The sequence below is a fragment of the Sodalinema gerasimenkoae IPPAS B-353 genome (genome assembly GCF_009846485.1).
Classification (GTDB): Bacteria; Cyanobacteriota; Cyanobacteriia; order Cyanobacteriales; family Geitlerinemataceae; genus Sodalinema; species Sodalinema gerasimenkoae.
This window is the reverse complement of the sequence record NZ_ML776472.1, coordinates 1,794,144-1,820,847: the sequence shown is the minus strand read 5'-3', so window position 1 is coordinate 1,820,847 and position 26,704 is coordinate 1,794,144. Positions and strand designations below refer to the sequence as shown.

At 51.4% G+C, this 26,704-nt stretch carries 20 protein-coding genes; 8 read left to right on the top strand and 12 right to left on the bottom strand.

Annotated elements, in window-relative coordinates; translation table 11 throughout:
• Window positions 1-54: 54 nt before the first annotated feature.
• Entirely contained in the window at window positions 55-2,652 is a 2,598-nt protein-coding gene (locus L855_RS07950) for a TIGR03960 family B12-binding radical SAM protein (RefSeq protein WP_159786471.1), read from the bottom strand.
• A 166-nt stretch (window positions 2,653-2,818) separates the two neighbouring features.
• On the opposite strand from L855_RS07950, the gene L855_RS07945 reads away from it, so the two are divergent.
• Window positions 2,819-3,067: a DUF6737 family protein gene (locus tag L855_RS07945; protein WP_159786468.1), complete on the top strand. Its 249-nt coding sequence runs from the start codon at window positions 2,819-2,821 to the stop codon at window positions 3,065-3,067.
• 6 nt (window positions 3,068-3,073) lie between these two features.
• On the opposite strand, the gene L855_RS07940 is transcribed toward L855_RS07945, so the two are convergent.
• Entirely contained in the window at window positions 3,074-4,339 is a 1,266-nt protein-coding gene (locus tag L855_RS07940) for an ABC transporter substrate-binding protein (protein WP_159786465.1), read from the bottom strand.
• A gap of 257 nt (window positions 4,340-4,596) precedes the next feature.
• On the opposite strand from L855_RS07940, the gene pilM reads away from it, so the two are divergent.
• The 4 genes from pilM (at window position 4,597) to L855_RS07920 (ending at window position 10,124) form a co-directional block, all read left to right on the top strand.
• Complete coding sequence (gene pilM, locus L855_RS07935) at window positions 4,597-5,712, top strand: type IV pilus assembly protein PilM (RefSeq protein WP_159786462.1); 1,116 nt, start codon at window positions 4,597-4,599, stop codon at window positions 5,710-5,712.
• 4 nt (window positions 5,713-5,716) lie between these two features.
• Window positions 5,717-6,499, top strand: coding sequence for a PilN domain-containing protein (locus L855_RS07930; RefSeq protein ID WP_159786459.1), 783 nt, complete (start codon window positions 5,717-5,719; stop codon window positions 6,497-6,499).
• Window positions 6,500-6,503: 4 nt separating this feature from the next.
• Window positions 6,504-7,400, top strand: a complete 897-nt coding sequence (locus L855_RS07925) for a hypothetical protein (protein ID WP_159786456.1) — start codon at window positions 6,504-6,506, stop codon at window positions 7,398-7,400.
• 165 nt (window positions 7,401-7,565) lie between these two features.
• The gene (locus L855_RS07920) at window positions 7,566-10,124 is read left to right on the top strand and encodes a type IV pilus secretin family protein (RefSeq protein WP_159786453.1); all 2,559 of its coding nucleotides are present in this window, start codon (window positions 7,566-7,568) and stop codon (window positions 10,122-10,124) included.
• 75 nt (window positions 10,125-10,199) lie between these two features.
• Here L855_RS07920 and L855_RS07915 read toward each other — a convergent pair whose 3' ends face one another.
• From L855_RS07915 to L855_RS07900, 4 genes are all read right to left on the bottom strand, one after another.
• Window positions 10,200-11,492 carry a hybrid sensor histidine kinase/response regulator gene (locus L855_RS07915; protein WP_159786450.1) on the bottom strand — a complete coding sequence of 431 codons (1,293 nt, stop codon included), beginning with the start codon at window positions 11,490-11,492 and terminating at the stop codon, window positions 10,200-10,202.
• 236 nt (window positions 11,493-11,728) lie between these two features.
• The gene (locus L855_RS07910; protein ID WP_159786447.1) at window positions 11,729-12,250 is read right to left on the bottom strand and encodes a Rab family GTPase; all 522 of its coding nucleotides are present in this window, start codon (window positions 12,248-12,250) and stop codon (window positions 11,729-11,731) included.
• Between the two features lie 136 nt (window positions 12,251-12,386).
• The gene (locus L855_RS07905; RefSeq protein WP_159786444.1) at window positions 12,387-14,615 is read right to left on the bottom strand and encodes an OmpA family protein; all 2,229 of its coding nucleotides are present in this window, start codon (window positions 14,613-14,615) and stop codon (window positions 12,387-12,389) included.
• Window positions 14,616-14,620: 5 nt separating this feature from the next.
• Window positions 14,621-15,268, bottom strand: a complete 648-nt coding sequence (locus tag L855_RS07900; protein ID WP_159786441.1) for a hypothetical protein — start codon at window positions 15,266-15,268, stop codon at window positions 14,621-14,623.
• Between the two features lie 410 nt (window positions 15,269-15,678).
• Between L855_RS07900 and gatB the strand changes: the two genes are divergently transcribed.
• Window positions 15,679-17,166: an Asp-tRNA(Asn)/Glu-tRNA(Gln) amidotransferase subunit GatB gene (gene gatB / locus L855_RS07895; protein WP_159786438.1), complete on the top strand. Its 1,488-nt coding sequence runs from the start codon at window positions 15,679-15,681 to the stop codon at window positions 17,164-17,166.
• A 337-nt stretch (window positions 17,167-17,503) separates the two neighbouring features.
• Here the strand turns inward: gatB and L855_RS07890 are convergent, their stop codons facing one another.
• Window positions 17,504-17,902 (bottom strand): hypothetical protein, encoded by a 399-nt coding sequence (locus L855_RS07890; RefSeq protein WP_159786435.1) that lies wholly within the window; start codon window positions 17,900-17,902, stop codon window positions 17,504-17,506.
• A 449-nt stretch (window positions 17,903-18,351) separates the two neighbouring features.
• Between L855_RS07890 and L855_RS07885 the strand changes: the two genes are divergently transcribed.
• Window positions 18,352-19,083, top strand: coding sequence for a diguanylate cyclase (locus L855_RS07885; RefSeq protein ID WP_159786432.1), 732 nt, complete (start codon window positions 18,352-18,354; stop codon window positions 19,081-19,083).
• Window positions 19,084-19,111: 28 nt separating this feature from the next.
• Here L855_RS07885 and L855_RS07880 read toward each other — a convergent pair whose 3' ends face one another.
• The 5 genes from L855_RS07880 to L855_RS07860 form a co-directional block, all read right to left on the bottom strand.
• A complete protein-coding gene (locus L855_RS07880; protein WP_159786429.1) occupies window positions 19,112-21,121 on the bottom strand; it encodes a ribonuclease catalytic domain-containing protein in 2,010 nt (669 codons plus the stop codon).
• 173 nt (window positions 21,122-21,294) lie between these two features.
• Window positions 21,295-21,513 carry a 30S ribosomal protein S18 gene (rpsR, locus tag L855_RS07875; RefSeq protein WP_068788798.1) on the bottom strand — a complete coding sequence of 73 codons (219 nt, stop codon included), beginning with the start codon at window positions 21,511-21,513 and terminating at the stop codon, window positions 21,295-21,297.
• Between the two features lie 67 nt (window positions 21,514-21,580).
• Complete coding sequence (rpmG, locus tag L855_RS07870) at window positions 21,581-21,769, bottom strand: 50S ribosomal protein L33 (RefSeq protein ID WP_159786426.1); 189 nt, start codon at window positions 21,767-21,769, stop codon at window positions 21,581-21,583.
• A gap of 74 nt (window positions 21,770-21,843) precedes the next feature.
• The gene (locus tag L855_RS07865) at window positions 21,844-22,380 is read right to left on the bottom strand and encodes an RDD family protein (RefSeq protein WP_159786422.1); all 537 of its coding nucleotides are present in this window, start codon (window positions 22,378-22,380) and stop codon (window positions 21,844-21,846) included.
• Window positions 22,381-22,480: 100 nt separating this feature from the next.
• Entirely contained in the window at window positions 22,481-24,217 is a 1,737-nt protein-coding gene (locus tag L855_RS07860; protein WP_159786419.1) for a Card1-like endonuclease domain-containing protein, read from the bottom strand.
• A 412-nt stretch (window positions 24,218-24,629) separates the two neighbouring features.
• Here L855_RS07860 and L855_RS07855 point away from each other — a divergent pair, with 412 nt between their 5' ends.
• Entirely contained in the window at window positions 24,630-26,681 is a 2,052-nt protein-coding gene (locus tag L855_RS07855; protein ID WP_159786416.1) for an ATP-binding protein, read from the top strand.
• Window positions 26,682-26,704 lie beyond the last annotated feature (23 nt).

Below are 26,704 nucleotides of genomic sequence, written 5' to 3'. Positions count from 1 at the left end.
CACGTTTTTCAGTGGCTTTAGTTTAGGGGACCATCTCACTCCATACACCTATCTTTAGGGGGTTTCCGGGCGTAGGATCAGCTGTTGACGATGCACATGCTCTAAGGCAATCTCAGCACCGGAGACGGCTTCGAGCATTTCCACCACTTGGGCCGGTCGTAACAGGGTCCCATCATTGCGACAACTCCCCTCGTAGGTGACGATCGCCGGCTCGGAATGGGGTGAGTCTATATAGTCTAGGGCAAACAGTCGCTCTCTGAGATTAATGGCCCGAGTTTTTCCAGATTTGCTGCGATGTTCGCTCCAGAGTTCGTCGGATTCGAGAACGGCTGCCACCCAGTCGGCCCAGGAGGCGTTCTCACAGCGGAGGCTCAGCTGATATTGGGCGCGTTCGAGAACTCGGGTAGCGGCTAAGCCTTTGACGGGAACGGTTTGCACGTCGTAAATGGGCATATCAGGGGGCAGTTGCTCCTGAAGCCGCTGTTGAAATTCTGCGTCGTCTAAGACTTCGGTGAGGTCAAATTCCACCACTTCGCCGCTACTGGTGGCCCCGAGTTGTAGGGCGTTGGCGGGGGAAATTCGAGGACTGGGATGATAGCCACCGCTGAAGGAGATGGGGAGGGCAGCCCGACGCACGGCGCGATCGAGCAGACGGGCGAAGTCTAAATGGCCAATCAGGGCCATGTCTCCGAGTTTGCCCAGGCGCACCCGTAACCGCTGTTCTCGGTGGGTGTTGGGTTTGAAATGTCCCACAAAGTGGGGAATCGGCGGTGGGGTTTCGACGATGTTATGGCCGAAGTCGGGGGTACAAACGCCACAGTGGGAGCAGCCTTCATAGGCACAGTCGGGGACGGTGGCGGCTTCGAGGGCCCGTTGTAGGTCTTGTTTGAGCCAGTTTTTATCGATACCGGTGTTGAGGTAGTCCCAGGGGAGGGGGGCATCGAGGGATTGATCGCCATCGATATTGCCCTGATCATCTTTAAAGAGATTCCATTCCCCGGACTCGACTTGTCGGTATTTCCAGGTTAAACCCGATTCGTCGATCGCCGTCTCCCAGGCTTGATAGGCGCGATCGAGGCTTTCCCACCAGGCATCCATCCCCGCCCCAAGTTCCCAGGCGCGACGAATCACGGGGGCCAGACGGCGATCGCCCCGGCCGACAAAGTCCTCCATAGCGGAGATGCGGACATCGGTAAAGTTGGCTTTTACCCCCCGCATCCGCTTAAATTCTTGCCGCAACAGGTCTTGTTTCCGGAGAAACTCGCTAGTGGAGACGCTATGCCATTGGAAGGGAGTATGGGGTTTGGGGGTGAAGTTGGAAATGGTTAAGTTGATGTGAAAGCGTCGCCGTTTCTGACTGCGGCATTCCTGTTGCAGCCAACGCACGGTTTCGGCAATGCCAATCACGTCGGCATCGGTTTCGCCGGGAAGCCCAATCATGAAATAGAGCTTGACTTTATCCCAACCCTGTTCGTAGGCAGTTTTCACCCCCCGTAATAGTTCTTCATTGGTGAGTCCCTTGTTGATGATATCCCGCATCCGTTGGGTTCCTGCTTCTGGGGCGAAGGTTAACCCCGATTGCCGGGTTCCCCCGATGATGTTGGCGATGTTTTCATCAAAGCGATCGACTCGCTGACTGGGTAGGGAGAGGGAAATGTTATCGTTTTGTAAACGATTCTTGACTTCCATGCCCACAGCAGGGAGGGACAGATAATCGGAACAACTGAGGGAGAGGAGGGAAAATTCGTTGTAGCCCGTGGCCCGCATCCCCTTTTCGATGGTATCCACTACCTGTTCTGGGTTGACATCTCGGGCGGGCCGGGTCAGCATTCCCGGTTGACAGAAGCGACAGCCTCGGGTGCAGCCTCGGCGAATTTCCACGGTGAGGCGATCGTGGACGGTTTCAATATAGGGAACTAAGCCAATGGAATAGGCGGGCATGGGGGGGGCTACCCGTCGTAACACCCGCTCGGGAACCTGGGGATGATTGGGGCGCACGGAGCCATCGTCGGCCATGTCGTAGAACATGGGGACATAGACTCCGGGAACTTGTGCCAGGTCAAGTAATAACTCTTGACGACTTAAGCCGGCCCGTTTCCCTTCTTCGATGACGAGGCCAATTTCGGGTAGGAGTTCTTCGCCATCACCGAGGGCCACAAAGTCGAGAAACTCAGCGTAGGGTTCGGGGTTGGAGGTGGCGGTTTGGCCGCCGGCGAAGATGAGAGGGTCTTGTTGGCCACGCTGGAGACGTTCTGTCCAGGTGAGGGGAATCCCGGCTAGGGTCAGCATTTCCAGGATATTGGTGGCCCCGAGTTCGTAGCTGAGGCTAAAGCCGAGGATATCAAAGTCCGTCAGGGGGCGATGGGCTTCTACGGCAAACAGGGGGGTTTGGGTTTCCCGCAACTTCTCGATTAAGTCCATGGCCGGGAGGTAGGCGCGATCGCACAGTTGGCGCGGTTGGGCGTTGAGAATGCTGTAGAGGATGATATGCCCCAGGTTCGAGGCGCCGACTTCGTAAACTTCTGGATAGGTCAATACCCAGCGCACCTCGGCATCCTGCCAGGATTTACGCACGGCCCCGAGTTCATTTCCCAGATAACGAGCTGGACGGGAAATGTCTGGCGTGAGTAGCTGGTCAACTGCAACCGCCATTGCTAAAATCTCTCCTATGTCTGGTGCAAGCTCCAAGTCCCTGGCCATCACTGGCGCTAAGTCTGACTGCGCTGAGGCCTGAGAAGGGACAAAACTGTTTTTGGGTCAGTTTGCTAGTATAGCCCATTCAAGCAAACCCCTCACTGTTGATAGGTTCCTGAGTCTTATGAGCGATCGCCCTCCGAGTTTGAATGTTTGGCACTATAAACCCTGGTGGTGTCAGCCTTGGTCAATTCTGCTGACGGGGCTGGGCTTGATTGGAGCGAGTTGGCTATTGTTTCAGCGCCTCTGGCTCACGGGGTTAGTGGCCATTCCCCTGGGGGCCTGGATGGGCTATTTTCTGCTGCTGTTTCCCCGACTGGTGGCCCAATCGGGGCAGTTCCCCCAGGATGTTTCTGAGGATGAGCGGGGCTAGTTGATGTTAGGGGAGGGCGATCGCATTCCACTCCTCCTCTGCGTCGGCTAAGGCCTCCTCGACGGTTTTTTCCCCTAACAGAGTCGCCTGTAAATTATCGTAAAGAATTGCCTGCAACTGATTGACATTAGAGCGGGGAGGGACTAGCACTTCTGCCCGCTCTAACTGTTGGGCACTGATGACTCGGGCCTCATCCATGGGGGTGGCGTTATCTCCTCCGGTTTGAAAATACTCATGTTCTAGAGTGTCTTGGGTGGAAGGGAGGGTGTTGGCGACTTGGGAGAAGGCAAGTTGATTCTCGGGATTGGTGAGAAAGAGGGCAAAGGCGATCGCCCCTTCGGGGTTGACGGTGTCTCGGGGAATTAACAGGTTCATCACCGCCACGGCAATTTTGCCCGTGTCTCCACTAATTTGGGGGGCCGGTTGGGAAACGGCGGCAATATCGGGGGCATTGTTGGCGATGGTTTGGAAGAATTGCGGGCCCGTCGTCACCAGGGCCAGTTCTCCCCCTTGATACAGTTCAATGGCCCGCTGATGGCCCTGGGTTAACACGTCTCGCGGTAACCAGCCCTCTTGATAGAGTTCTCGCCAATAGTCAAAGGCGGCCACCCCTTCCGGGGAGTTAAAGGCGGCGCTTCCATCCTCGTTGAGGAGTTCTACCCCCATCTGCACGAGGGATTCTAAGACTTCTCCGGAATCGTTGGGGGAAAAGGTGACAAAAAAGGCGTATTTGCCCGTTTCTTCCCGCACCTGTTGGGCCACTTGGGCCAGTTCTTCGTAGGTTTGCGGGGGGGAGTCAATACCGGCTTCTTGGAAGATCTCTTGGTTGTAGATGGTGATGCGGGTGGTGAGATACCAGGGAATGCCAAAACTGGTTCCGTCAAAGCGGCTGGCATCCCAAATGGCTTCGAGATACTGCGATCGGACCTCCTCGGAGATGTACTCATCTAAGTCTAACCAGGCATTGCGTCCCGCCAACAGAGCCGCAAAGCGGGGATTGAGGTTAACCAAATCTGGCGCAGTTTGAGCAGAAACGGAGGTGACAATCCGCGCCTCCATCGCCGCCCAAGGAATGTCAATCCAGCGCACCTGCTGCTGGGGATATTCCTCCTCAAACTCGGCGATTAACTCGTTAAAATAGGGGTTGAATGTAGGCTGGAGCTGCATCGTCCAGAACTCCACCGTGTTTTCATCCCGAATCGTTCGCGGACTGCCACAACTGAACAACCCCAGGATGAGGGGGGCTAGCACTAAGCCTAATTTTAAGCGCATCGTCTTCGCTGTCCTGCGGCTTAGGCGGCTCGCCATTGGCCGTTTTACAAATTGAGTCATAGGATGGTTGGTTGCAATAGGGGATATAGAGCTTCCGTTGAGTCTCTGGCGGCTTGCCTGGCTCGGGTGAGTTCAACAGGGAGAAGTCGAGCAGATAGAATGGAGCAACGGTGTGCGCCCATTGTTAATAAACGACTAGCAATTGACAATCGGTGATCTCCCTCTCGTCGCCCCCATGAACCGGTGAACTGAATCCAGTGGCTAACTTAAACTTCCTAAAAAACATCTTCTCCAAGGCCAAAAACGGCATCGGGATTGAACTGTCTCCCGATCGCATCAATGTGATGCAACTGAGTAAACAGCGTCAGGGCTATAAGATTTTACACTTCATCTCCGAGGAAGTCCCCGAAGGAGTGATGGAGGAGGGGCAAATCATTGACTTGCCCAGCATGTCAGAACTGATTGAAGCCATCTTGAATGAGCATAAACTCAATCCGAAACATATTGCCACGGCGATTCCCAGTCGCGAGGCGATCGTGCGCTTGATTCCCGTTCCCGTAGAACTCGATGACGAAAGTCAACTGCGGGATTATGTGAACCAAGAAGCGGGACTCTATCTGCCCTTCCCTCGGGAAGAAGCCGATGTGGACTTCCAAAAACTCGGCTCCTTCGTGGATGAAGATGGGGTAGAGAAAAACCAACTCCTGTTTGTGGCCACCCGTAAAGAAGTCGTTGACAGTTACATTAGTGTCTTTCAGGAAGCGGGATTGAGCTTAGACGTGATGGAGGTTAGCAGTTTTTCAGTGCTACGCTGTCTACAGGATCAGCTCCAGCAATTCACATCCTCGGAAGTGGTCGTCACCGCTGACCTACAATTCGACAGCACTGAAATTTCTGTGATTGTCGATGGCGTGCCGCAGTTTTCCCGTACCATCGGGATCGGCAGCTTCCAAATCCAAAGTGCTCTCTCGGAAGCCATGAATTTACCCCCATCCCGGAATACAGAACTCCTACAGGGAATGACCTTGCCTGTAAACACGGGTGATAGTATGACTATGGGGACTATGGGCGGCAATAATCCCGGAACCAGTGCCATGATGAAAGTTCTCGGAGAACTCGCCGATGAGGTGCGTCGTTCCATTGACTTTTATCTAAATCAAAGTGATGTGATGGAGGTGGCTCAACTGTTTTTGGTGGGGCCTGGCAGTTCGGTGGGTCAACTCGATGAGTTTTTCATGCAGCGGCTGAGTATTCCAACCAGCCAACTTGATCCGGTGGCTGCGTTAGGATTAGAGATGAGCGAAGAAGAAGTTCCCCTCGTCCAACGTCCCGGACTAGGGGTTGTCTTAGGTCTGGGACTACGGGAGGTCTAACATCATGTACAACATCGAAATTAATTTCCTCAATGATCGCCCTGAGTATCGTCCGGAGTCGGTCAAAGCGAAACCGAGCCGACAACGACGAGATAGCTCGGGGAATATGCCGATCATCGCGGGTGGAGGGGTTGCCTTGGCCTTCCTAGCGTTAGTGGTTGGGGGCTGGGCTTATCTATCTCAGGTTGAAATCCCCCGCTTGCAAGCTGAGCGGGATGAACTCGATCAGGAGTTAGGAAACTATCAACGACAAGAGGATCGTTTAAGGCTAATTCAAGAGGAAGTCCAGCAAATCCGGACACAAACCGATGCTCTAGCTGGGGTGTTTAACTATATTTCTCCTTGGTCAGCATTGCTGCAAGACTTGCGCGATCGCACTCCCCTTGGGGTTCGTATCCAAAACGTGCAGCAAACCAATGAACCGCCTCGCGACGGTCCACCTCCCCAGCGGACTGAATCCGGTCGTCCTCCATCGGTGGTCACCATTGAAGGCATTGCTCAGTCTTTTAATGACGTCAATGACTTTGTGCTGTTACTCAAGGAGTCCAACCTTTACATGTCCTCGGGTACCCATCTAGTCGAGGCGGAGCTTGAAGACTATCGCGCTCAGAGTATCACCTTCAGCGAGAGCCGCAGTCGCTTGGCTTTGGCACCCGTGGTCGCCTTTACCATCCAAACCCAAGTCCGTGAGGTTCCTGCGACGGATATCTTGCAAGAGCTTCAGCGTAAAGGAGCATTGGGCTTAGTCAACCGCATCCAAGAACTTCAACGCAGAGGGGTAATTTAGACTCATGGCCTACGACAACGATTTTATTCCGGGTGAAGAGGAAGATGCCAATGGGATCGTCTTTATGGGCGTCACCATTTCTCCCCCGATTTTGGGCGTTCTCCTCGCCGTTCTAGGTGTTGGAGGAGGTATTTGGCTGGCGTATCAGTTTGTCCAACCCCTGATGGGACAGCGACAGGAACTCCAGGTCGAAATTGCCGAGAAGGAAACGCAAATCGACGCTCAAGGGAATATTCAAGCACAAATTCAGCGAGCAGAGGTTGAACGGGATGAAGTGCAAGAACTTCAGGAAGATGTTTTATCTATGTTTGCCAGCCCGGATAGCCTGGAAACTCTACTATTGGATATTAACCAACAAGTAAATCAGCGCAACGCCAACCTCAGTACTGATGAAATTCGCAGTCGTCTAGTGGCTCAAGGTTGTCCAGCTGGACTCCTCGAAGACTTTACAAATGTTAACGAGCGAGTCAACGGCTTTTTTACTGAAGTGAGTTTACAGGAATTTACACCGGTATTTCCAGGAGGAGGAAGTCGGGGACAGACTAACGCTGCTTCCGTGACCCCTGATGGCTACGAGTTAGTCACAGATAGCTCGTTTGGTCGTCAGGCGAATGAACAGCTAAAACGGCAGACCTATGCGGTTCAGATGAAGGGCAACTTCGCCCAAACCCGGACGGTTTTGGAGCAACTAGAGCAACTTCAGCCTTTACTGGTCGTGCGCGAGTTCCGATCCCAGCAAGAGACACCCACTTTCATCTATGATGACAATGGCTTACTGGCGAATTGCCAGCCTGAAGCAAAAATCACAACGTCCTTTAGGTTAGAGGCTTTATTGCCCCTATCTCAGGAAGAGTTACGACAACGACTTCAGTCTGATGAGGCTGAGGAAGAGGAAAGCTAATCAGGGGGTCGAGGAAAGCCCTAGAACTCGACCGGGACGCATCACGCCTAAACAGTTGACAGTTAGCAGTTGAGCGGCCATAATTGGTCGTTGATACTGGTGGATTGATAGTTAACAGATATTAACTGTTAATTGTTAACTATTAATTATTAAAAGGAGAGAGCGGTGAAACATTATCTCGGACTCGGCGGATTGTGCCTCGGAGCAGCCGTTGTTCTGGCAGCCCCGGCCTCCACATTGGCTACGCCCACGGAGGTGACCGGAATTGAGCTGCGTGAAACCCCCTCTGGGGTAATGTTAATGATGGAGACGGCTGGCGGCGATCGCCCCCAGATTTTCCTGGTTCGGCGTGGCAATTCCATGGTCGCCGACCTCGTTAATACCAAACTACGACTGCCCCAAGGTCAAGAGTACAGTCAGAACAACCCGGTCCCCGGCATCGCCTCTCTCGTCGTGACCCCCCTCGATGCCAACAGTACCCGTGTCATCGTCACCGGTGCTGGAAACAGCGCCCCCGAGGGAGAAATTGTCCAAGAAGTCAGCCGAGGCATTGCCCTCAACTACCGCAGGGCCGCCGATGCTCCCACAACCGCCGCCTCACCACCTCCAGGCATCAATGGCGACCCCCAAAGACAAAGCAACGTCGCCCAACAACAGCAACAGGCTCAACAACAGCAACAAGCCCAACAACGACCAGGCAGTCCTGACGTTCTCGTTCCCAACCCTGGGGTTGAAATTGATGGTGTTCGCATTGATGCCCCTACTCGCGTCAACCCGGCGCCTCCCTTCCAGCCTCGGGCCGTCGCACCTCCAGTGGGCGATATTTCCGTCTCTTCCGTCGATACCTCCAGCTACAGTATTAGCCTAGGGACAGCTCAACGGGTTCCCCGATTGGTCCTGCGAGAGGCCCCAGTTGAAGAAGTGTTGTCTCTACTCGCTCGTGCCGCTGGGTTAAACCTGGCTTACGTTGCTAGTGACAACGATAACGGCAATGGACGGCGTACCATCTCCCTTGATATCGAGGATGAGGCGGTTCAGGATGTCTTCAACAATGTTCTCCGTCTGAGCGGTTTAGACGCCAACCGAGAAGGCAACACCATCGTCGTTGGTGAACGTCTCCCTGACTCGGCGCGCCCCATTATCAGCCGCACCGTTCGTTTGAATCAACTGACCCTCATTGATGCCCGCAACTTTCTAGTCTCTCAAGGGGCAGAAATCAATGAAGTCAGTGTGCAGCAACAGATTCAAGCTCAGTCCCTTGGGGAAGGGACAGCTCCTATCACCACCACCAGCACGACGACTCAAGTCGAGCTAATTGCAGCAGATCGCCGCGATCAGCCCTATCAAGGTCATGCAGCTTTGCCCTTACGAGGTGTTTTGGTCTCCATCGGACAGCGACAACAATCAGCAGATGGTCCCGGTACGGAGTTAACCCTGGTGGGAGACCCCCGCAAAGTGGACATGGCAACCCAACTGTTGACTCAACTTGAAACCCGTCGTCGTCAGGTTGCGGTTAACGTCAAGATTGTTGATATTTCTCTGAGTAACCAAGATAACTTCAACGCCAGTTTCTCCTTTGGTATCGGCGATACCTTTGTCTCCAGTGATGGGGGAGCCGCAACGGTCATCTTTGGTGGTGGGAATCCCCCAAGTAGTACTACCACCCGAGATGGTGTCACATCTCCTCCCGTGATTCAAAATCCTTTGAGTGGGTCTCAGACCTTTTTAGACTTGTCCGAGCAAATTTCTGTCGATGGGACGATTCCAGATATTGTAGTTGTTCGTTCCGATGGAACTATTGAGCGGCGCCCGGCACCTCCAGGATTATTTGAACGGGCACGTCCTGGAATTTCCCGTGAGGATCCCTTTGGAGTTGGGATTACAGAACTTGAGCGAGCAACAGATACTGTCATTACCGAGAGACTTACCCCTATCTTTGAAGAAGTCTTTGTTGGTAATGATGGTGAAGGCAATCCCATTTTTGAGGAACGCTTTACCGGGCAGTTTGAAACTCAAGCCACCACAAACTTAGGAACTCGTGGTTCCGTTACGCAAAGTATTGCCGACCTATTCCAATTCCCAACCCGCTTCCTAGCACAGCTTCAGGCACAAGTCATTAGTGGTAACGCCAAAATTCTCACAGACCCAACCTTAGTGATTCAGGAGGGGCAGACTGCTAATGTGAATCTGACTAATCAGGTTGTTCAGGATGTGACGGTGGACTTCACAGATACGCCCTCGGGACAACGGGAAACTCGCGACGTTAACTTGCGCGATGTGGGCTTGCAATTGAGTGTCCAGGTCGATCGCATTGACGATAACGGCTTTGTCTCGTTACGGGTTAACCCCAGTGTGACAGCGCCAGTCGGTCAAGAAAACCTCGGGAATGGTCAGTTTGTTACCCTGGTTCAAGAGCGGTCTGTATCCTCGGGACGGATTCGCTTGCGAGATGGTCAAACCCTGATCCTATCGGGAATCATCCAAGATACCGATCGCACTACAGTTAGTAAGGTCCCCATTTTGGGAGATATTCCCTTATTGGGGTCGCTGTTCCGCAGTACGAACCGCACCAATGAACGTCAAGAGGTGGTGGTTCTGTTAACCCCCAACATCCTCAACGATTCCGATCCCAATAACTTCGGGTACACCTATACCCCTGGTCGGGATGCGCGAGAGGTGCTTCAGCAACAGCGTAACTTCACCTTCCCCCAACCCCAGCAGTAAGAAGCATCTTCCTCTGGCCCCCCTTCCTTGGCTCTGCCAGGGAAGGCTCCAGGGGAAGTGCCTCGTTTCTCTAGGTTAAGGATTCTGTTCAGGCTGTTGTCGTGGAATCTCGATCGCAAAGCCGGTCCCGCCATCCGGGGGTGTAAAACAATGAATATGCCCCCGGTGGCGTTCCACAATAATTTGATAACAGATTGACAGGCCCATTCCCGTTCCTTGTCCGACGGGTTTTGTGGTAAAGAAGGGGTCAAACACTTTCGAGATTAACATCTCAGGAATACTTAAACCATTATTCCAAATAATAATTTCTACGGTCTCTTTTTCTTCAATACATCGAGTGGATATCTCGATCTTCGGATTTTTTAAATCGCCACTTTTAACATATTCTTGTAGAAAGTAAATGGCATTGTGAAGGATATTTAAAAACACTTGGTTGAGTTGACCTGGATAGCAATCAATTTTGGGTAGGTCTCCATAGTGTTTATAGACCTCAATTTCCACACCACTACCGGTTCTAAAACGGTTTTGCAGCATGATAAGCGTGCTGTTGATTCCGTCATGGATATCCACCCGCTTCATATCGGCTTCATCCAGACGGGAAAAGTTCCGTAAGTGATTGATAATCTGATGGATTCTTGCCGCCCCGACTCGCATTGAATCGATGAGTTGTTTAGAGTCTTCTCTTAAAAAGTCAATATCCGTATCTTCCAACAACATCCCCAGGTCTTCAGGGACATCAGGAAAGTATTGTTGATAGAGATGAATGATATTCAGTAAATCTTGAATATAGTCCTGGGCAAAGGATAAATTACCTTCAATAAAGTTGATGGGATTATTGATCTCATGAGCAATTCCTGCCACCATTTGCCCCAAACTGGACATTTTTTCACTTTGAATCAGTTGTGCCTGGGCCTGCTTGAGTTGTTGCAGGGTCAGCATTAAATCATAGTTGGCGGCTTTCAGTTGGTGATTGAGTTGATATTGCCGTAATCCGGCGCGTACTCTGGCTCTGAGTTCATTGGGATCAATGGGTTTCGAGAGAAATTCATCGGCCCCAGCATCGAGGCCCTCAACACGATCTGCCACCGTTTCACGAGATGACAGGAGAATCACAAACACCCCAGATAAGTCAGGATGCGATCGCACCCGGCGGCAGAGTTCCATGCCATCGAGTTCCGGCATGACCCAATCGCTGATAATCAGGGCCGGAGAAATGGCCAGGGCCTTATCCATCCCCTGCACCCCATCTTCAGCCAGGGTGACATTGTACCCCTCCTTGTCTAAGGTCCGTTTGAGCAGTAAGCGAGTCGTGGCATCATCTTCGATCACCAGGATTTGCAACGAGTGTTGGGCCAGTAGATCGTGCATTCCGAATTTGCTTGAGGTTTAGTAATTGCCGGAACTGATTCAATCTGGGCAGTTTCTCAGTCATCGCTCTAGGGCTAGCTCTATTCTGCCAGGTTTATTGAGCTTGTGGTAACCCATCTGATTCACGATAGCTGCATCGTAGGGTTGAGGAAACCGGGTGGCTGAGGAGACAGGAAAATTACAATCATGGCGTACTGGCTGGGGGACTGGTAACGTTCAGTGGGGAATGACTGAAGTTAAATGAGCAATGTCGCCATTTGGGAAAAAATCGTTTCCACATTGTCCCCGGTTTTGGCGGAGGTCAAATAGATGGAGGTGAGGCGATCGCCCTGTTCTGTGTTGAGCTTGTCCTGTAGGTAGTTCAACTTGTCCTTCTCTAGTAAGTCAGATTTATTTAAGGCGGCGATCGCCAGTCCCTTGGGATTCACCGAGAAAAACAAATCTAAATGCTCACTCAACCGTTCAATGGTCTCTAGGCGGGTCACATCGGCCACAAACAAAGCTCCCGACGACCCTTGTAGGTAACTTGGGGCAATAGACTTAAATTTGGTATGTCCCTCCAAGTCCCAAATCAGAAGCTGAACCGATTTATTCTCCCCAGCATCATTGGTGATCTCAAGCGGTTTCCGAGAAATCTTGACCCCAACCGTGGATAAATAGCGATCGCTAAACTTTCCTTCGACAAAACGACGAATTAAGCTGGTTTTGCCAACACTAAAATCTCCGATAGTACAGATTTTTTTAGAAATAATTGTCATATGATCAACGTAATGAAGATTTAATCTCAACTTAAGCTCAGAAATGTTCACAAAACAGAACCAATGCCCCTAAGGCCTTATCCTAAGGATAATTGCTAACGATGCAAAGATGATTGTAGCGGTGATAGTCCAACTTTTACAAAACTTCCCAGCGAACCGTGCGACTTAAGGCATCATTTGTTGGATCTTCAAGATCTGGAGGAGGATCAATCGATCCCTGAATCTCTATCCGGTCTGCAGAAATTCCCCGTTCAATCAAAAACTCTTGGACGGACTGTGATCGGTCTTGAGCAATTTCTTGATTCAATAGCGGAGAACCAATGCTGTCCGTATGACCTACCACGCGCAAGCGAATCTCGGGAGACTCTAACAATACCTCGGCCAAGGCCTCAAGAATCTGCTGTTGCTCCGGCTCCGTAATGGCAGTTGCACCTGAATCAAAATAAATCCGTTCGGCTAGGGGGGAACTGGGCCGGCCGGCAGTATGAGTCACCGTGGTTACACCAGGAATCCCCTCAAAGGCCCGAGTCACCGCCTGGGCCCGGTTCTGATTCGGTAACTCTCCCCAGAGACGCACCTCGCTTCCGTGAATCTCACCCTCCAAGGAGACCTCATCAAGACTATTCAACGCCGCCAGGGTGCGCTCAAACTCGGCCGCTGTCAGTTCTGGAGTTGGGGGAACTTGCACCGCTAAAATGCGATTGTCCAAAGATCGCTGAGGTAAAACGCCCTGAACTGCCTCTTCTGCTTGCGATCGCAAACTTTCGCTGGGCACTTCCCCTGATAAGACTAACGTACGCCAATTCATATTGGCATTGAGGCGATAGACGGCCAACGAGGGCTGCGATCGCAACACCTGCCGCGCCTGGGCCAAAACCCGTCCCTGCCAGATGCGAAAGCCCCCCCAAACCCCGAATCCTAATAACAACAGCCCTAATATCCCCAACAAAATGGGGGGTCGATTGCGCCGAGTTTCTTCAGTTTCCCGGAAGTTGGCCGACTCGACTAGCATTTGCAGGCGATTTTCCACCAGAGGGGGAATTGTCTCCGGGTCTCCATCGTAATTTTCAATGGTATCCCCCGATTTCTGCACAATATAGCCCAGGGTATTGCGGAGATTATTGACAAAGGATTTCGGCATTTCCCCTTCCGCGACCACCGCAATATAACAGTAGCCCGCAACTTCCATCACTAAGTTGAAGGTTTCATACTCAATTTCTTGCAGTTCGGACGTGCCACCGGGGGTCACAATACAATCCGCCGCAAAACTACGAATTGCGGTCAGCATTCCCCCAATCATGTCCGACTCTAGCTGTTCTGATTCAGAGACTTGAGCTTCGCACATCACTAAGCCGGAATGCTTATGAATCAAAAAAGCAGCTCTGACATTGAAGGGGAACGACTCCCGTAAAATCAACTCCGCCTCTGAGACGCCTTGTAATCGCGCCCGAACCTTGCGCCGTACCCCTTCAAAACTCAGGGTATTCTCAACTTTTTGATTAATATCCCGCACCGCCTCGGTCATATACTTGGCGATGGTATTACCAATCACCGGATAGAGGGCATCCACCATCGAGTCCCGTTCTAGTTCAATTTGAGCCTTGATAAAGCGCCCAATTTCTGGGGCCAGGGCATCGCGGATGGCATTGCGGTCCAGTTGAATCTGGCGGTGGATGGCTGCCCCCATTTCCGGGCCAATGGCGTTGGCGATCTGTTTGGGGTTACGCTGAATTTCCGAAGCGATGGCCCCCGGTAGAATCTCAGCAAAGGCCTCTTGCATCGCATGGGGGTTTTGTTGCGATCGCTGGCGAATTACCCGATCAATCTCAGGCACCAGGGACTGAATGACCTCATTCCTGAGTTCGACGGGGGACAAACTACTGAGAATTTCCTGAATGACGGGCATCAGGGGCCCCATGGAATCTGTGGCCCGATCCAGTTGCTGCTGCAAGTCATCGACTTGGGCTTGCAGTTGACGCAACTCTGGGTTGGAAATGGAGCTTAGGGGTGAGGCTGGAGTGGGGCCAGGGGAGGAAAATCTTCCCCCCAAGCGTTTAGGACGAGAGGGTTGGGCGGTGGGGGGTGATGGCGGGGGTGATGGCGGGGGCGCTGGGGAGGCGCTGGGGATCTGTCGAGGTAATGGGGATTCCTCGGGAGTGGCTAAATTCTCTAAGCGGTGAGCCTCTGGAGTCACCGCATCGGCCGCCGGGGCCGGATCTGCCGTTGGGGTAGCCGATGACTCACCATCCGGGGACGATGACCCCTGGGTCAACTCACTCAGAAGCTCCTGTAAGGCGCTGAGAGCTTCGAGGTCACTCAGCGCCTCTTGGTTAGAGTTGGGGGCTTCTGAATGAGGAGAGGTCATGGGAGTTAATGACCCTGGGAGTCGGGGATGGGGTCTTCCTGATAATCGGGTTCTTGATACTCGTTCTGGCGCTCGGGCAGGATCAATCGTTCTGGGTTGGCGTTTTGCGCCTCCTGGGTTTGGGCCTCTTTTCCCTTGACCTGCATACAGACATCAAAGAGGATGTCCGCTAAGTCTGTGCGGGAGAGTTTTTCTCCTTCAAGCTGTTGTGATTTGCGCTGGAGTTCTTCTAGGATCTGCGATCGCAACTCGGCCAGTTCCCCATCGAGGCGCGTCCGGGTTTCCGAGAGTTCCCCTTGTAGATTTCGCACTTGTCCTTTGAGGCTTTTTTCTGCCACCACAAAGTTACTCGAAAGCCGACTCTCGACAGTGCGCAGTTGATTTCGGAAATCTTCTGAGTCTTCGTCTAAGGACGCACTGACATACTGAAGCTTCTTCTCAACGGCATCAACAGCGGTTCTCAAGTCAGTCACCAACACCGTCCGCAGGCTTTCCATCTGTTCGGTCATTTGCCGCCGTAGGGTGGTTATCTCAGACTCGAGTTGGTTGAAGCGACGGTCATATTCACGAGAGCGATCGCCAAACAAGATATCGCGAATTTGGTCGATGTTGCCAAGGCGTTCTCGCATCTGGTTGGGGGTCATCTCGTTCATAAAGGGAAAAAAGGAAATTGGGTGGCGTTTACCGTCGGCATCTCATCTGGTTGGGGGTCATCTCGTTCATAAAGGGAAAAAAGGAAATTGGGTGGCGTTTACCGTCGGCATCGCAAAAATTCAGGCTAAACGGGTCGACTTAATCAGTCACTGACCCCTGTAATTTTACCATGTCCGTCAACTCAAAAATTCAGGCTAAACGGGTCGACTTAATCAGTCACTGACCCCTGTAATTTTACCATGTCCGTCAACGGTCTAGTCTCCCCCTCCCTCCTCTGGCCTCTCCCTGAAGTTAGGTTTATCTCCAGACACCCATAAGCGGGGATTTGGCTTTCCCGGCCCGGGTCGCTACGCTAGAATGGGACTCACAAGAAAGTCCTCTCACTCGTACCCGAATCCTCGATACCCCTATGACCATCGCTGCCCCCACGAAAACGCAGTATGAAGCTGTGATCGGGTTAGAAACCCACTGTCAGCTTGCCACGAAGACCAAGATTTTTTCCCAGTCCTCCACCGCCTTTGGTGCCCAGCCGAATACTCATATCGATCCCATCTGTCTAGGACTTCCGGGGGTGCTGCCGGTTCTGAATGAGAAAGTCTTGGAATACTCCGTTAAGACGGGTCTGGCCCTCAACTGTCAGATTGCCCCCTATAGTAAGTTTGACCGCAAGCAGTATTTCTATCCTGATCTGCCCAAGAACTATCAAATTTCTCAATATGACTTGCCCATTGCTGAGCATGGCTGGCTAGAAATTGAGCTAATTGACGATGACGGCAATCCCTATCGCAAGCGCATTGGTATCACTCGCCTGCACATGGAAGAAGATGCCGGCAAACTGGTTCATGCGGGCAGCGATCGCCTCTCAGGATCGGCCTACTCTCTGGTGGACTATAACCGGGCCGGTGTTCCCCTAATGGAGATTGTCTCAGAACCCGATATTCGCTCAGGTAAGGAAGCGGCGGAGTATGGCCAAGAACTGCGGCGCATTGTGCGCTATCTCGGGGTCAGTGATGGCAATATGCAAGAAGGCTCCTTACGCTGTGATGTGAATATTTCCATTCGTCCCGTTGGCCAAGCGGAGTTTGGGACGAAGGTGGAAATTAAAAACATGAACTCCTTTAGTGCCATTCAAAAGGCGATCGACTTTGAGATTGAGCGTCAGATTGAATGCCTAAACTCCGGTGAGCCGATTGTCCAAGAAACCCGTCTCTGGGAGGAAAACAGCCAACAGACCATCAGTATGCGGGTGAAGGAAGGCTCTAGCGACTATCGCTACTTCCCCGAACCCGATTTATGTCCCATTGAGGTCTCCGTAGAGCAGCGGGAGGCCTGGAAAGGGGAACTCCCCCAACTTCCAGCCCAAAAACGTCATTATTACGAAGATACTCTGGGCCTATCTGCCTATGACACCCGCGTTCTGACAGAAGAGCGAGATGTGGCCGAGTATTTCGAGTCTGTGGTAGCGGCGGGGGCCCCGTCCAAACTGGCGGCCAACTGGGTGATGGGAGATATCACCGGGTATATCAATGAGGGCAAACTCAAGATTACGGAGATTGCTCTGACTCCAGCGATTCTAGCCGAACTCATTAGCTTGATTGAGCAGGGAACCATCAGTGGCAAAATTGCCAAAGAAATTTTGCCGGAGTTGTTGGAGAAGGGAGGCTCTGCGAAAGCCTTAGTCGAGTCGAAGGGAATGACCCAAATTTCCGACCAGGGAGAATTGGAGCGGATTATCGATGACCTGCTCGCGGCGAACCCGGACAAGGTGGAGCAGTACCGAGCTGGCAAAACGAAACTCCAGGGCTTTTTTGTGGGACAGGTGATGAAACTCACCAGCGGACGGGCTGACCCCAAACTCACCAACAAACTGCTCGCTCCCAAACTCAAAGGAAACTAGGGGCTAGTTGTCCCTATCCTGGGGACTTTAGGGAGAAATTTAGAATGGGGGGCTTGACCCCTCACCCTAAATCAGTTAAACTATGGTATAGATGCACCCTGATGGCGGGGAGGGCTACGGCTCTCCCTTCTTTTTTTTGGCCGTTTTTGCTCCTAAGGTTGGCAAACATCCCCTCCCAGGGAGGGGCTAGGGGTGGGTTCCACTCCCAGGGAGGGGCTAGGGGTGGGTTCCACTCCACCGGAGAGGGTCAAGGTGGGTTCCCCAAAGAAAATTCCGGAGATACATCATCATCGACATACCCCCGGAATTCCTGATTCACCATGACTCTCAACGCATCCTAGCGGCGGAGACCGGGATCTTTAGCCATATCCAGAAACGACTTCATATTGGCACCCGGACGACGACGAGGCGTGGGGCCGTTCGGCATCAGATAGCGGGTTGCAAACTCTTTGCGCTGTTTCGCGGCTGGCTGGGGTTTAGCCGGTTGACTCGGGGTCGGAACCTGAGTTTGAGCCTTAGGAGCCTCAGCCTTCTTAGCTTTAGGAGCCTCAGCTTTGTTGGCTTTGGGGACTTCAGGTGCTTTCGCATCCGGTTTAGTCTTGGCGGCTACTGGCTTCGCTTCGGTCTTAGCCGGTTCAGAAGACTTCGCCGAGGCTTTGCCGTTGCTTTTCCCCGATGAGTCATCAATTTCTAAGAAATAACTCGGTTTTTTGGATTTCAAAAGCTTTTTTAACATTGGGCGCTCCCTAGGATCTCCGTTAGCGATAACGTTATATCAAACGTTTGGATTAAATGATTGTTGTGGGCTGACGCACGACAGAGCCGGGCGATCGCATCGTCAGTCTTTAACCCCAACCCATTGTATGTCCCTGGTGGAAACTCAGTTGACAAATCTTAACAAAGCTTTACACCAAACCGGGAAGTTTAGGGCTACTTTGGGCGATCGCTCTGTTGTCTATCAGGCTTTGAGGAGATTATTTACAGTTGTTTACCGAAAACTCAGATTCGCTCTCACAATCGAGGGCAGCTCTTCGACAGCGCCCTAGCAAAGGGTATAGCTTTGCGGTATCTTGAGATTGACTCACTCAACGGCAAAGGGTGCAAACCATTGATTTGAGAAGACTCAAGACGACCGAATCGTCTCAGTACCTGTCTGTGAACGTTAACCTGTAGCCTTTTGCAACCGTGGAATCGGAAACATCACCAGAGCATCTGCGCCAAGAACTTGCCAAGCTCCGTCTGGAACTAGAGATCTTACAGCGTGAAAAACTCGATCTTGAAATTATGGTCGAGAACATCACCGAACACGCCGATGCCATTGAGGTGGAGTTACGGGCGCGTAATCAGGACGTACAAGAGTTAAACGAGAGATTAGCCCTAGCCAACAAAGAACTCGAACAACTCGCCAGTGTCGATGGCTTAACGGGAATTGCCAATCGGCGGCGCTTTGACATGACCTTAGAGCGGGAGTGGCAACGGCTGATCCGAGATCAAAAGCCCTTTTCCCTCATTTTGGGGGATATTGATTACTTCAAACGCTACAACGACACCTACGGCCATCAAGCCGGAGATGAGTGTTTACAAAAGGTCTGCCAAGCCTGTCATAGCTGTGCCAAACGAGCCAGTGACTTAGCGGCCCGCTACGGTGGCGAAGAAATTGCCGTGATTCTCCCCGATACAGACTCCATTGGCGCGATGTACATTGCCCAAGAGATTCGCCAGCGGATTCGCCAACTGAACATTAAACATGACGCGTCACCTATTGGCAATCTCATTAGCATGAGTTTGGGAGTCGCCACGATTACCCCCCACACCCAACTGAAACCCAATGTGTTGATCAACCAAGCTGACATGGCCCTCTATCGTGCCAAGCAGAATGGACGCAACCGGATCGTGCTATTTCACAAAAGTCTCTGAAACGCTGGCAAGGAGGGGTTAACCCCTGTTACACCTGGGCCGGATTCGCTACCACCTCTTGGAATTGAATACTATCCTCTCGTGGGTCAGCATAGGTCACACGAACCCGGAACCGCTCTCCGAGTTCCATCGGACGGGGGAAACGCCAGACAAATTCAATGCCAATTTCTTCGAGGAGCAGAGACCCGAGGTTATCATCAGGGCGAATCCAGCGTAACATCAGAGCTTGCCAGGTTTCCTCACCATGACGGCGCAGATATTCAATGGCCCAATAGCGACAGGTTTGTCGTTCCACCAAAACCGCCTCTTTAGCTGACACCATAACACTCATCATCAGCTGCTGCACCTGCTCACTGGAGAAGGGTTGAGTGTCCCCTCGCAGATGGGCTTTCAGTTGAAAGTGGGTGAGTAAATCCGTATAGCGGCGGATGGGGGAGGTGACCTGAGTATAGGTATCTAAGCCCAGACTGGCATGGCGATTGGGGAAAACGCTCATTTCGCTACGGGGCATACATTTGCGAATCGCACAGGCGCGAACGGGGCCAGCGGGGAGTTGCATTAACTCCTCTTCTGGGGGCAGTTCTGGCTGAGATTGGTGGCGGAAGGGAATGGCCAGATTATGTTCTTGTGCGTAGCGGGCAGCCACTTCTCCGGCGAGGATCATCATTTCGGCCACCAACTGACGGGAGGCGGAGTTATCTAAGACCTGAATCGTGACTTCATTACCGTTGACCTTGATGGCTGATTCTGGCATATCGATAAAAATCGATCCCTGAGACTGTCGCCAGCGATGACGAGTTTTGGCCCAATCGGCAATGGCGATAATTTCTGGTTCAGCGCGCACTCCCAACTCCAGCATTTCATCGACGTCATCGTAGGTGAGCCGGTAGGTGGGTTTGACAAGGCTGGGATGGATGCTGAACTCCTCAACGCTCCCGTCGGGGTTGAGGATAATGCTAAAGCTGAGGGCGCAACAGGTTTGCCCAGAATTGAGGCTCATGGGACCCGTGGCCAGTTCTGGGGGCAACATGGGGGTCATCCCCGTGGGTAGATAGACGGTGGTGCAGCGGCGGCGGGCTTCTAAGTCCAGTTCATCGCCGGGGGTGAGCCAACGGGTGGGATCGGCAATGTGAACCCAGATTCGTTGGCGATCGCCGTCGAGAAATTCCAGACTCAGGCCATCATCAATTTCTTGGGTGCTGGCATCGTCAATGGTGTAGACCTTCAGGTGAGTTAAGTCCAGGCGGTTCGGCTCCGTATCCGGTGGACAGTTGGTTAAACAGCGTTGGGCCACGTCGAGAACCTTACTAGAGAAGTGAGTAGGAATCTGAGTGCGCCGCAAAAATAGGTTTTCATGGGGACTCCATAGCCCTAGCTCCACCAGCAATGCAAAGGCCCCCTGATGGCTCAAGGGGCGATTGAGGGCGCTGAGGACCTCATGAGCGGCACTCCGTCCAGGAGCCTCGTCGCCTAGGGTGGCATAGCGTTCTAGAGCCTCTAGGTGAGGGCGATCGCCCCCATCCCAATCCACCGTAGTTCCCGTTAGAGCCTCTTGGATTCGTTCTAAGAAAGTTTCCCAGGCCTGCTGACGCTGAGCCTCAGCTTCAAGTTGATGCTTGAGTTCTGCAACTTGAGTTGCGGGGCGAGGTTCGTAGCGATCGCCCTTCTGTTTGAAATAAATTTTGTCCTCGGACAGGAGCCGATGAGCCGCATAACATTGGGCAGGGCTGGAGTCACTAAACAGCAACAGAGCCAAGTCCTCAGGGGCGACAGACTCTCCATCTTCCGAGAGCAGTTCCCAGGCCACCTCTAAGCTCGACGGATCGAGGTAGATGCCGACTTCAGCCTGAAACGGACTCAAGTCTGAGGGCTGGTATGATTGCCCATCGAGGCAATAGGACATCTGTTTGGGCGATAGGGTTCGAGTTTGGCCTTGCTCATCAATGACCACCCAGTTTTTCTTACCTTCTGGACGGTCTAGAACGGCTAGCCGCCGCTCACCCTGTAATCGAAATTCGATAAGATTTCCTTTCTCCACCAGCCCTTAAACTCTCTTACATCGAACGCCTTGGCGCTTGGTCGGCTTACCCCATCCCGAGGTAACGAACTACTGATAGCCGACACTTCCGAGTGGGGAGAGTGTCGGTCGTTTCAGCTTTTGGTGACATTCTGGTTGCGGATTACGTTCAACCGAATCTTGTCGGATTGACCTTAGCCTTCTCGGTTTAGGAAGGGTAACAGTGCCAATATTCTAGCGCGTTTAATGGCCTTCGTCAGGTCTCGCTGTTGACGAGAGGTTAAGCCTGTGATCCGGCGCGGTAAGATTTTCCCCCGCTCGGTGATGAACTTACGCAGTAGCTCTACATCCTTGTAGTCAATGGGATCTCCCGGCTTAATCGGGGAGATACGACGACGATAAAATCCTGCCATGAATTTTGGTTACTCCTATAACAAGGCAATTGACGATGGACACAACACCCAGAGGACATCTGAGGTGTTATTTGGTTTCTTTGTGAACGGTATGTTTGTTGCAATGGGTGCAGAACTTCTTGAGTTCCATCCGTCCAGTGGTGTTGCGGCGGTTTTTCTGGGTCGTGTACCGGGACACGCCGTTAGACCGCTTGTCAGGGTTGGTGCGACACTCGGTACATTCGAGGGTCACAACAATGCGAACGCCCTTAGCCATAGTTGTACTCGGTTGGTTATACTCGCTGTTGGATCTGAAGATATCCGAATTTTGAGAAATTCAGACACGATCAACTATTGTTTCACATTTCTGCTGATTAGAGCAACCCATTTTTTGACTTTTAGATCCAGGGAATAGCCGCGACGGGTTGCCACGACGCGGGTTTGGCTGACACGATCATGGAAGGCGGAGGGGTCAACTGGATCAAACCAGGCCACTCCCACATCCACCCCCAGGGGTAGCAGCAGAATCAAATAGAAGGCATTGCGGGTTCCCAGATTGAAAAATCCCAATAGGGCCAGAAACACAGCGAGTCCCGAGATCCCTTCTCGTTTGGCGAGGTCTTGCCAGAGGGGAGTGCGATTGTCGCGATCGCTCACCACCCGCATATCAAAGGCCCAGCGTCCAGGACTTTGACCAAAATAGGAACTCGGCACAATCACCCGCATCGAGAACCAACTCAGGGCAAACACGAGCAATCGCGGTCCTACGGTTGGCCCAGCAATCAAGGTGGCCAAGATCCAGGAGATCGCACTATCGAAGCCAAAGGCACAGCCCCGTCGCCAGAGGGGGACACGAGGAGCGCGGAAGTAGAGAGGATTGTCATCCATCGAGACTACGATTGAAACAGATAAAACGAGGCCTTAGAAGTCTTTATTCTATAGTAGGAGGTTTTCGCTCAGATGGGAGCTGGGACGGTGCAATCAACCCCTAGGCTGAACCGTTGATTTCTTCCTCCAGCGCGGCAAGACGGCTGGCATCTGGCGGCGCTGCACCAACCAAGGCTTGAAAATGACTACACCGATCTGCCGATTTAAAATAATTGGCATCCTGAGTTAGCACCCGAAATGCGATTCCTTCAACGCATTTGTTTTCCAAGTCTTGGTAATTTTGAGAAATTAGATGAGACACCGGGGTTTGAAATTCCCGAATAATCTGATTGTCTTGATTCAAGAAACAGCCACTTTTTAAGCATGTCCTCAAAAATTCAGAAATTTTAGATTTGGAAACTTCTTGATTCAAATCAGCATATAAACCCATTTTGATTTTAGGCATTGTCTCGGGTTTGGCTTGAGATGAAACTCGCTCAATTAACTTTTTAATTAATGTTTGTCGGTCTTCAGGCAGCGGTCTTAATCCAGTGGCAATAAAGAACGACTGAAGTTGCCTTTGGGTAGTCAATTTATACGGTATCTCCGACTGGTTAGTCACTGAATTGGATGCAGGGGCAACTACAGACGAGATGGCTCGCGGTAAAGGCTCACCCCCATCAAACACCTGTAACGTGTTCTCGATGGCATCTGGAACTTCATCTGGGGTTAGAACCTGAACATGATGAATATCTGTTAATGTTTGAGCTTGATTTGGCGGTAAATCCAAAACAATCAGAAACATTTGTTGTGGCGTTAGGTTAAAAAGCCGGGCAAATCGTGAATAGCGCGCAATCGATTCTTCACAGTTGGCCACTTTGCATTCAATCCATAGAGGTTTTTCCTTGACGAAACATAATAGATCAATTTCAGCTTGACTCCCATCGTCACGCTTGATAACGGCATTCATTAAGGCTTCATAATCCAAATCTTTTTCTTCAAAAATTCCTGTTATAACTTGATAAACATAGCGCTCTAGCCATTCTCCGGTCAAAAATTGAGTTCCATTACTGTCAAGCGTTCGAATATGGGCAATTTTCTGCCCACTATGCCGTTGATATTTGTAGCTTAGAAAACCTATGCTTTTTAATTTAGTACCTAAATTTGTTACTGCCGTTATCTTTTGTTCGCCTTCATCGGTTAAGTTGACCTGAAATCCAAAATGATTACAGGATAAGCTCTGACGGATTTTATGAAGCACATCGCACAATAAGGGATAATTAGCCCCCATAAAAAATGCTGTTTGGTCAAGAATCGTATCCGCATTATGTCCTGTATAGGAAGTGATAAGTTCAACCTGGTGCGACCCCAGCCACTGAATAATTTGGGGAGAAGACTGATTACTAGAGACATTCTGAAGCGAAATATCTGGTGTTTCAACCGTTACTTGAGTTCCAGATTTATTAATTTTTTTGAAGACAATATCTAATTGCTGATTGACTCGACGTATTTCGTCCCTGAACTGATTTTTTTGCCTCTGAACAGCATTAAGCTGTTCTTTGAGTTCATCAATCTCATGTTGATGTTGCTGCTCTAGCTGCCTAACGTGTTCAGATAGAGATGTTAGCTGAGGTGTTGATTTACCCTCATCTCGACGGTTGTAGCTTTGTTGTTGGTCTAATCCAGATTTAGTGTCAAATCGGGTTACTTGCAACAGTAAAATCCCTAACGAGCCACCCACCAAGAGTCCCATCAATGCCCCAAGATGAGGAGAATTAGGGGTGATTAAAAAGCCGAGAAGACAGAGACTGAAACTTAGAAGAGTAATGGCACCATAGGGTAGATAACGATCCTTCATGATTCTTTACAATTAAAAACTAACCAAGAATGTGAGAAAAGTGTTTTTCATTATAACTAGCTTTGCAAAATTGCAACAAGCTCAAAGGCTTCGTCAATCCATGAGAACGGTGCATGAGAGCAATTGCTCCCGGAATCGGTGTCCTAAACTCTAGTCCTAACAGTCCTCATTGCTCCAGGCGTTCTAGCCATCAACCCTGTAATTCTGAGCAAAAGGCTGTAAAACCCTTCCGACTGAAGAGAAAAACGATAGTATTTAGAATGAAGGCATTGAAGCTGAGACGAATCTCGCTACCCCGTCGCAACTTGTCCTTAGCCCGAGTGCTTCCACCCCCTCCCATGGGTGATTCAGATAGACTCAGGTTCTGTCGGCTACTGTTATCAAGCTTAAAACCCATGTCAGACCAATGAGGATGGTCTTTGCCTTGAACCGACTCAAAAGACTGCAAAAGAACCTGACCTGCCGGATCCTAGCCCTGGTCAGTTTATATATTTTCTTATATTGGGTCATTAGGGCGATCGCCTTAACAGACCTACAAATTGCCCTGATCGGAGTTCCGCCAGGCTTCGGACTCGCTGCATTACTGTTAGGAGGACCGCGACTGGGAATCGGCGTGCTGTTGGGGGCATTCCTGGGGCCCTATCTTCAAGGAATGTCACTGCTGCTGAGTCTGTTCTGGGCGATCGCCCAAAGCTTACAAGTTGGCTTAGGGACGTTCTTGCTACGGCGATCGCACTTTCTCTCTTCCTTAGAACGCCTGAAGGATGTCGCCTTGCTACTGCTGTTTGGTTGCATCGTCGGCGCCGTCGTCAGTAGCCCCATCGAAGCCGCCATCTTACAGTATCTGCGCCCCGATACTCTCGCCGATTCCTCCTTCGCTGTAACCTGGGCGCTTGTCACCATGAGCAAAATCAGCGGTATCGCCACAGTGACCCCCTTCTGCTTGGCCCTGTGCGATCGCCGCTATGACTTGCCCCGAGACGAACTGCGGGAGCGATCGCTCCAACGCTACCTCGAAATCCTCGGACTCCTCATCGCCTCCGTCGGCATTGGTTGGTTTGTCTTTTGTTCTCGCAGTCGGGCCCATAGTTACGAAGTTCCCCTAGAATATCTGCCCTTTCCCATCCTTATGTGGACGGCCCTGCGCTTTGGCAAACGAGGAACCGTCTCCATTAACGCCATCATCGCGGCCATGGCCGTCTGGGGCATTCTCCGCAATAGTGGGCCCTTTTTCATCCAAGCGCGAACCCTGACCCAAGCCGTCTTATCCCTACAAGCCTTTATTGCAGTTGTTTCGATTGCCTCCCTCATCCTAGCTACAGCTTTGGCCGCCCAACGACGAGCGGAAGCCTCCTTTAAACGGAGCCAAGCGCGTCTACAAAACGCCCAGCGGATTACCCAACTGGGAAACTGGGACTTAGATCTCAGCCACGGGAAAAGCCATTGGTCAAAAGAGATATCAGACATTTTCGGCTGTACACTGCCCCACCATCCCAACCGCGATTTTTTAGAATCATTCCTCCATCCCAACGATAAACTCCGCGTCGCCAAAGCCTACCAAGCCCTCTTAGCCGAGCAAAAGCCCTTCTCCTTAGACTATCGGATTCTACGCCGTGATGGAGCCGAGCGTTGGGTTCGCGAGCGAGCGGAGATTACCGAGAATTATGCGATCGGAACCCTGCAAGATATTACCGAACTACAACGCTGGTCTGAATTGAAAGAAGCGAAAGAAGCCGCAGAAGCCGCCAATCGTGCCAAAAGTACGTTTTTGGCTAATATGAGCCATGAACTGCGCACTCCCCTCAATGCCATCATTGGCTACAGTGAACTGTTAGAAGAAGAAGTTGACGATCTAGATAATCCGGATATGCTTCAAGATATCCGTCGCATTCACAGTTCAGGACGACATCTTCTCTCAATTATTGGTGATATTTTAGATATTTCAAAAATTGAAGCCGGTCGTATCAATTTAAATTATGACGTATTTGATGTCGAAGGATTAATTGACACTCTAGTCTCTAAGGTGGATGTCTTAATCACAGCCAACCAGAATAACTTAGAAATTATTTATAAAAACTCCCCAGGTTGCGTTTACGGTGATGCCCAACGGGTACGTCAAATCCTCCTCAATCTTCTGAGTAACGCCGCCAAATTCACCACCTCTGGAAGAATTCAGTTTATTATCACCCGCAAAAATAATATTGTTCGTTTCATCGTCTCCGATACCGGCATCGGCATTCCCGACGAATTTCATCAACGTATCTTTCAACCCTTTGCCCAAGCCGACTCCTCCAGTACCCGTGAACATGGAGGAACCGGTCTAGGATTGGCGATCGCCTCCCAGTTTGCCCAAATGATGGGAGGCACACTCTCCGTAGAGAGTAAAGTCGGACAAGGCACAACCTTTACCTTTGATCTTCCCACCGACCAACCCAAACCCAATCGTCATCATCAAACGAATTAATAATTCTACTGCCTACTGCCTAC

Excerpts from the sequence above, each read along its gene's own strand:
- L855_RS07950 (WP_159786471.1), bottom strand. The coding sequence starts at position 2,652 with ATGGCGGTTGCAGTTGACCAGCTACTCACGCCAGACATTTCCCGTCCA.
- L855_RS07945 (WP_159786468.1), top strand. The coding sequence starts at position 2,819 with ATGAGCGATCGCCCTCCGAGTTTGAATGTTTGGCACTATAAACCCTGG.
- L855_RS07940 (WP_159786465.1), bottom strand. The coding sequence starts at position 4,339 with ATGCGCTTAAAATTAGGCTTAGTGCTAGCCCCCCTCATCCTGGGGTTG.
- L855_RS07930 (WP_159786459.1), top strand. The coding sequence starts at position 5,717 with ATGTACAACATCGAAATTAATTTCCTCAATGATCGCCCTGAGTATCGT.
- L855_RS07925 (WP_159786456.1), top strand. The coding sequence starts at position 6,504 with ATGGCCTACGACAACGATTTTATTCCGGGTGAAGAGGAAGATGCCAAT.
- L855_RS07915 (WP_159786450.1), bottom strand. The coding sequence starts at position 11,492 with ATGCACGATCTACTGGCCCAACACTCGTTGCAAATCCTGGTGATCGAA.
- L855_RS07910 (WP_159786447.1), bottom strand. The coding sequence starts at position 12,250 with ATGACAATTATTTCTAAAAAAATCTGTACTATCGGAGATTTTAGTGTT.
- L855_RS07905 (WP_159786444.1), bottom strand. The coding sequence starts at position 14,615 with ATGACCTCTCCTCATTCAGAAGCCCCCAACTCTAACCAAGAGGCGCTG.
- L855_RS07900 (WP_159786441.1), bottom strand. The coding sequence starts at position 15,268 with ATGAACGAGATGACCCCCAACCAGATGCGAGAACGCCTTGGCAACATC.
- gatB (WP_159786438.1), top strand. The coding sequence starts at position 15,679 with ATGACCATCGCTGCCCCCACGAAAACGCAGTATGAAGCTGTGATCGGG.
- L855_RS07890 (WP_159786435.1), bottom strand. The coding sequence starts at position 17,902 with ATGTTAAAAAAGCTTTTGAAATCCAAAAAACCGAGTTATTTCTTAGAA.
- rpsR (WP_068788798.1), bottom strand. The coding sequence starts at position 21,513 with ATGGCAGGATTTTATCGTCGTCGTATCTCCCCGATTAAGCCGGGAGAT.
- rpmG (WP_159786426.1), bottom strand. The coding sequence starts at position 21,769 with ATGGCTAAGGGCGTTCGCATTGTTGTGACCCTCGAATGTACCGAGTGT.
- L855_RS07865 (WP_159786422.1), bottom strand. The coding sequence starts at position 22,380 with ATGGATGACAATCCTCTCTACTTCCGCGCTCCTCGTGTCCCCCTCTGG.
- L855_RS07860 (WP_159786419.1), bottom strand. The coding sequence starts at position 24,217 with ATGAAGGATCGTTATCTACCCTATGGTGCCATTACTCTTCTAAGTTTC.
- L855_RS07855 (WP_159786416.1), top strand. The coding sequence starts at position 24,630 with ATGGTCTTTGCCTTGAACCGACTCAAAAGACTGCAAAAGAACCTGACC.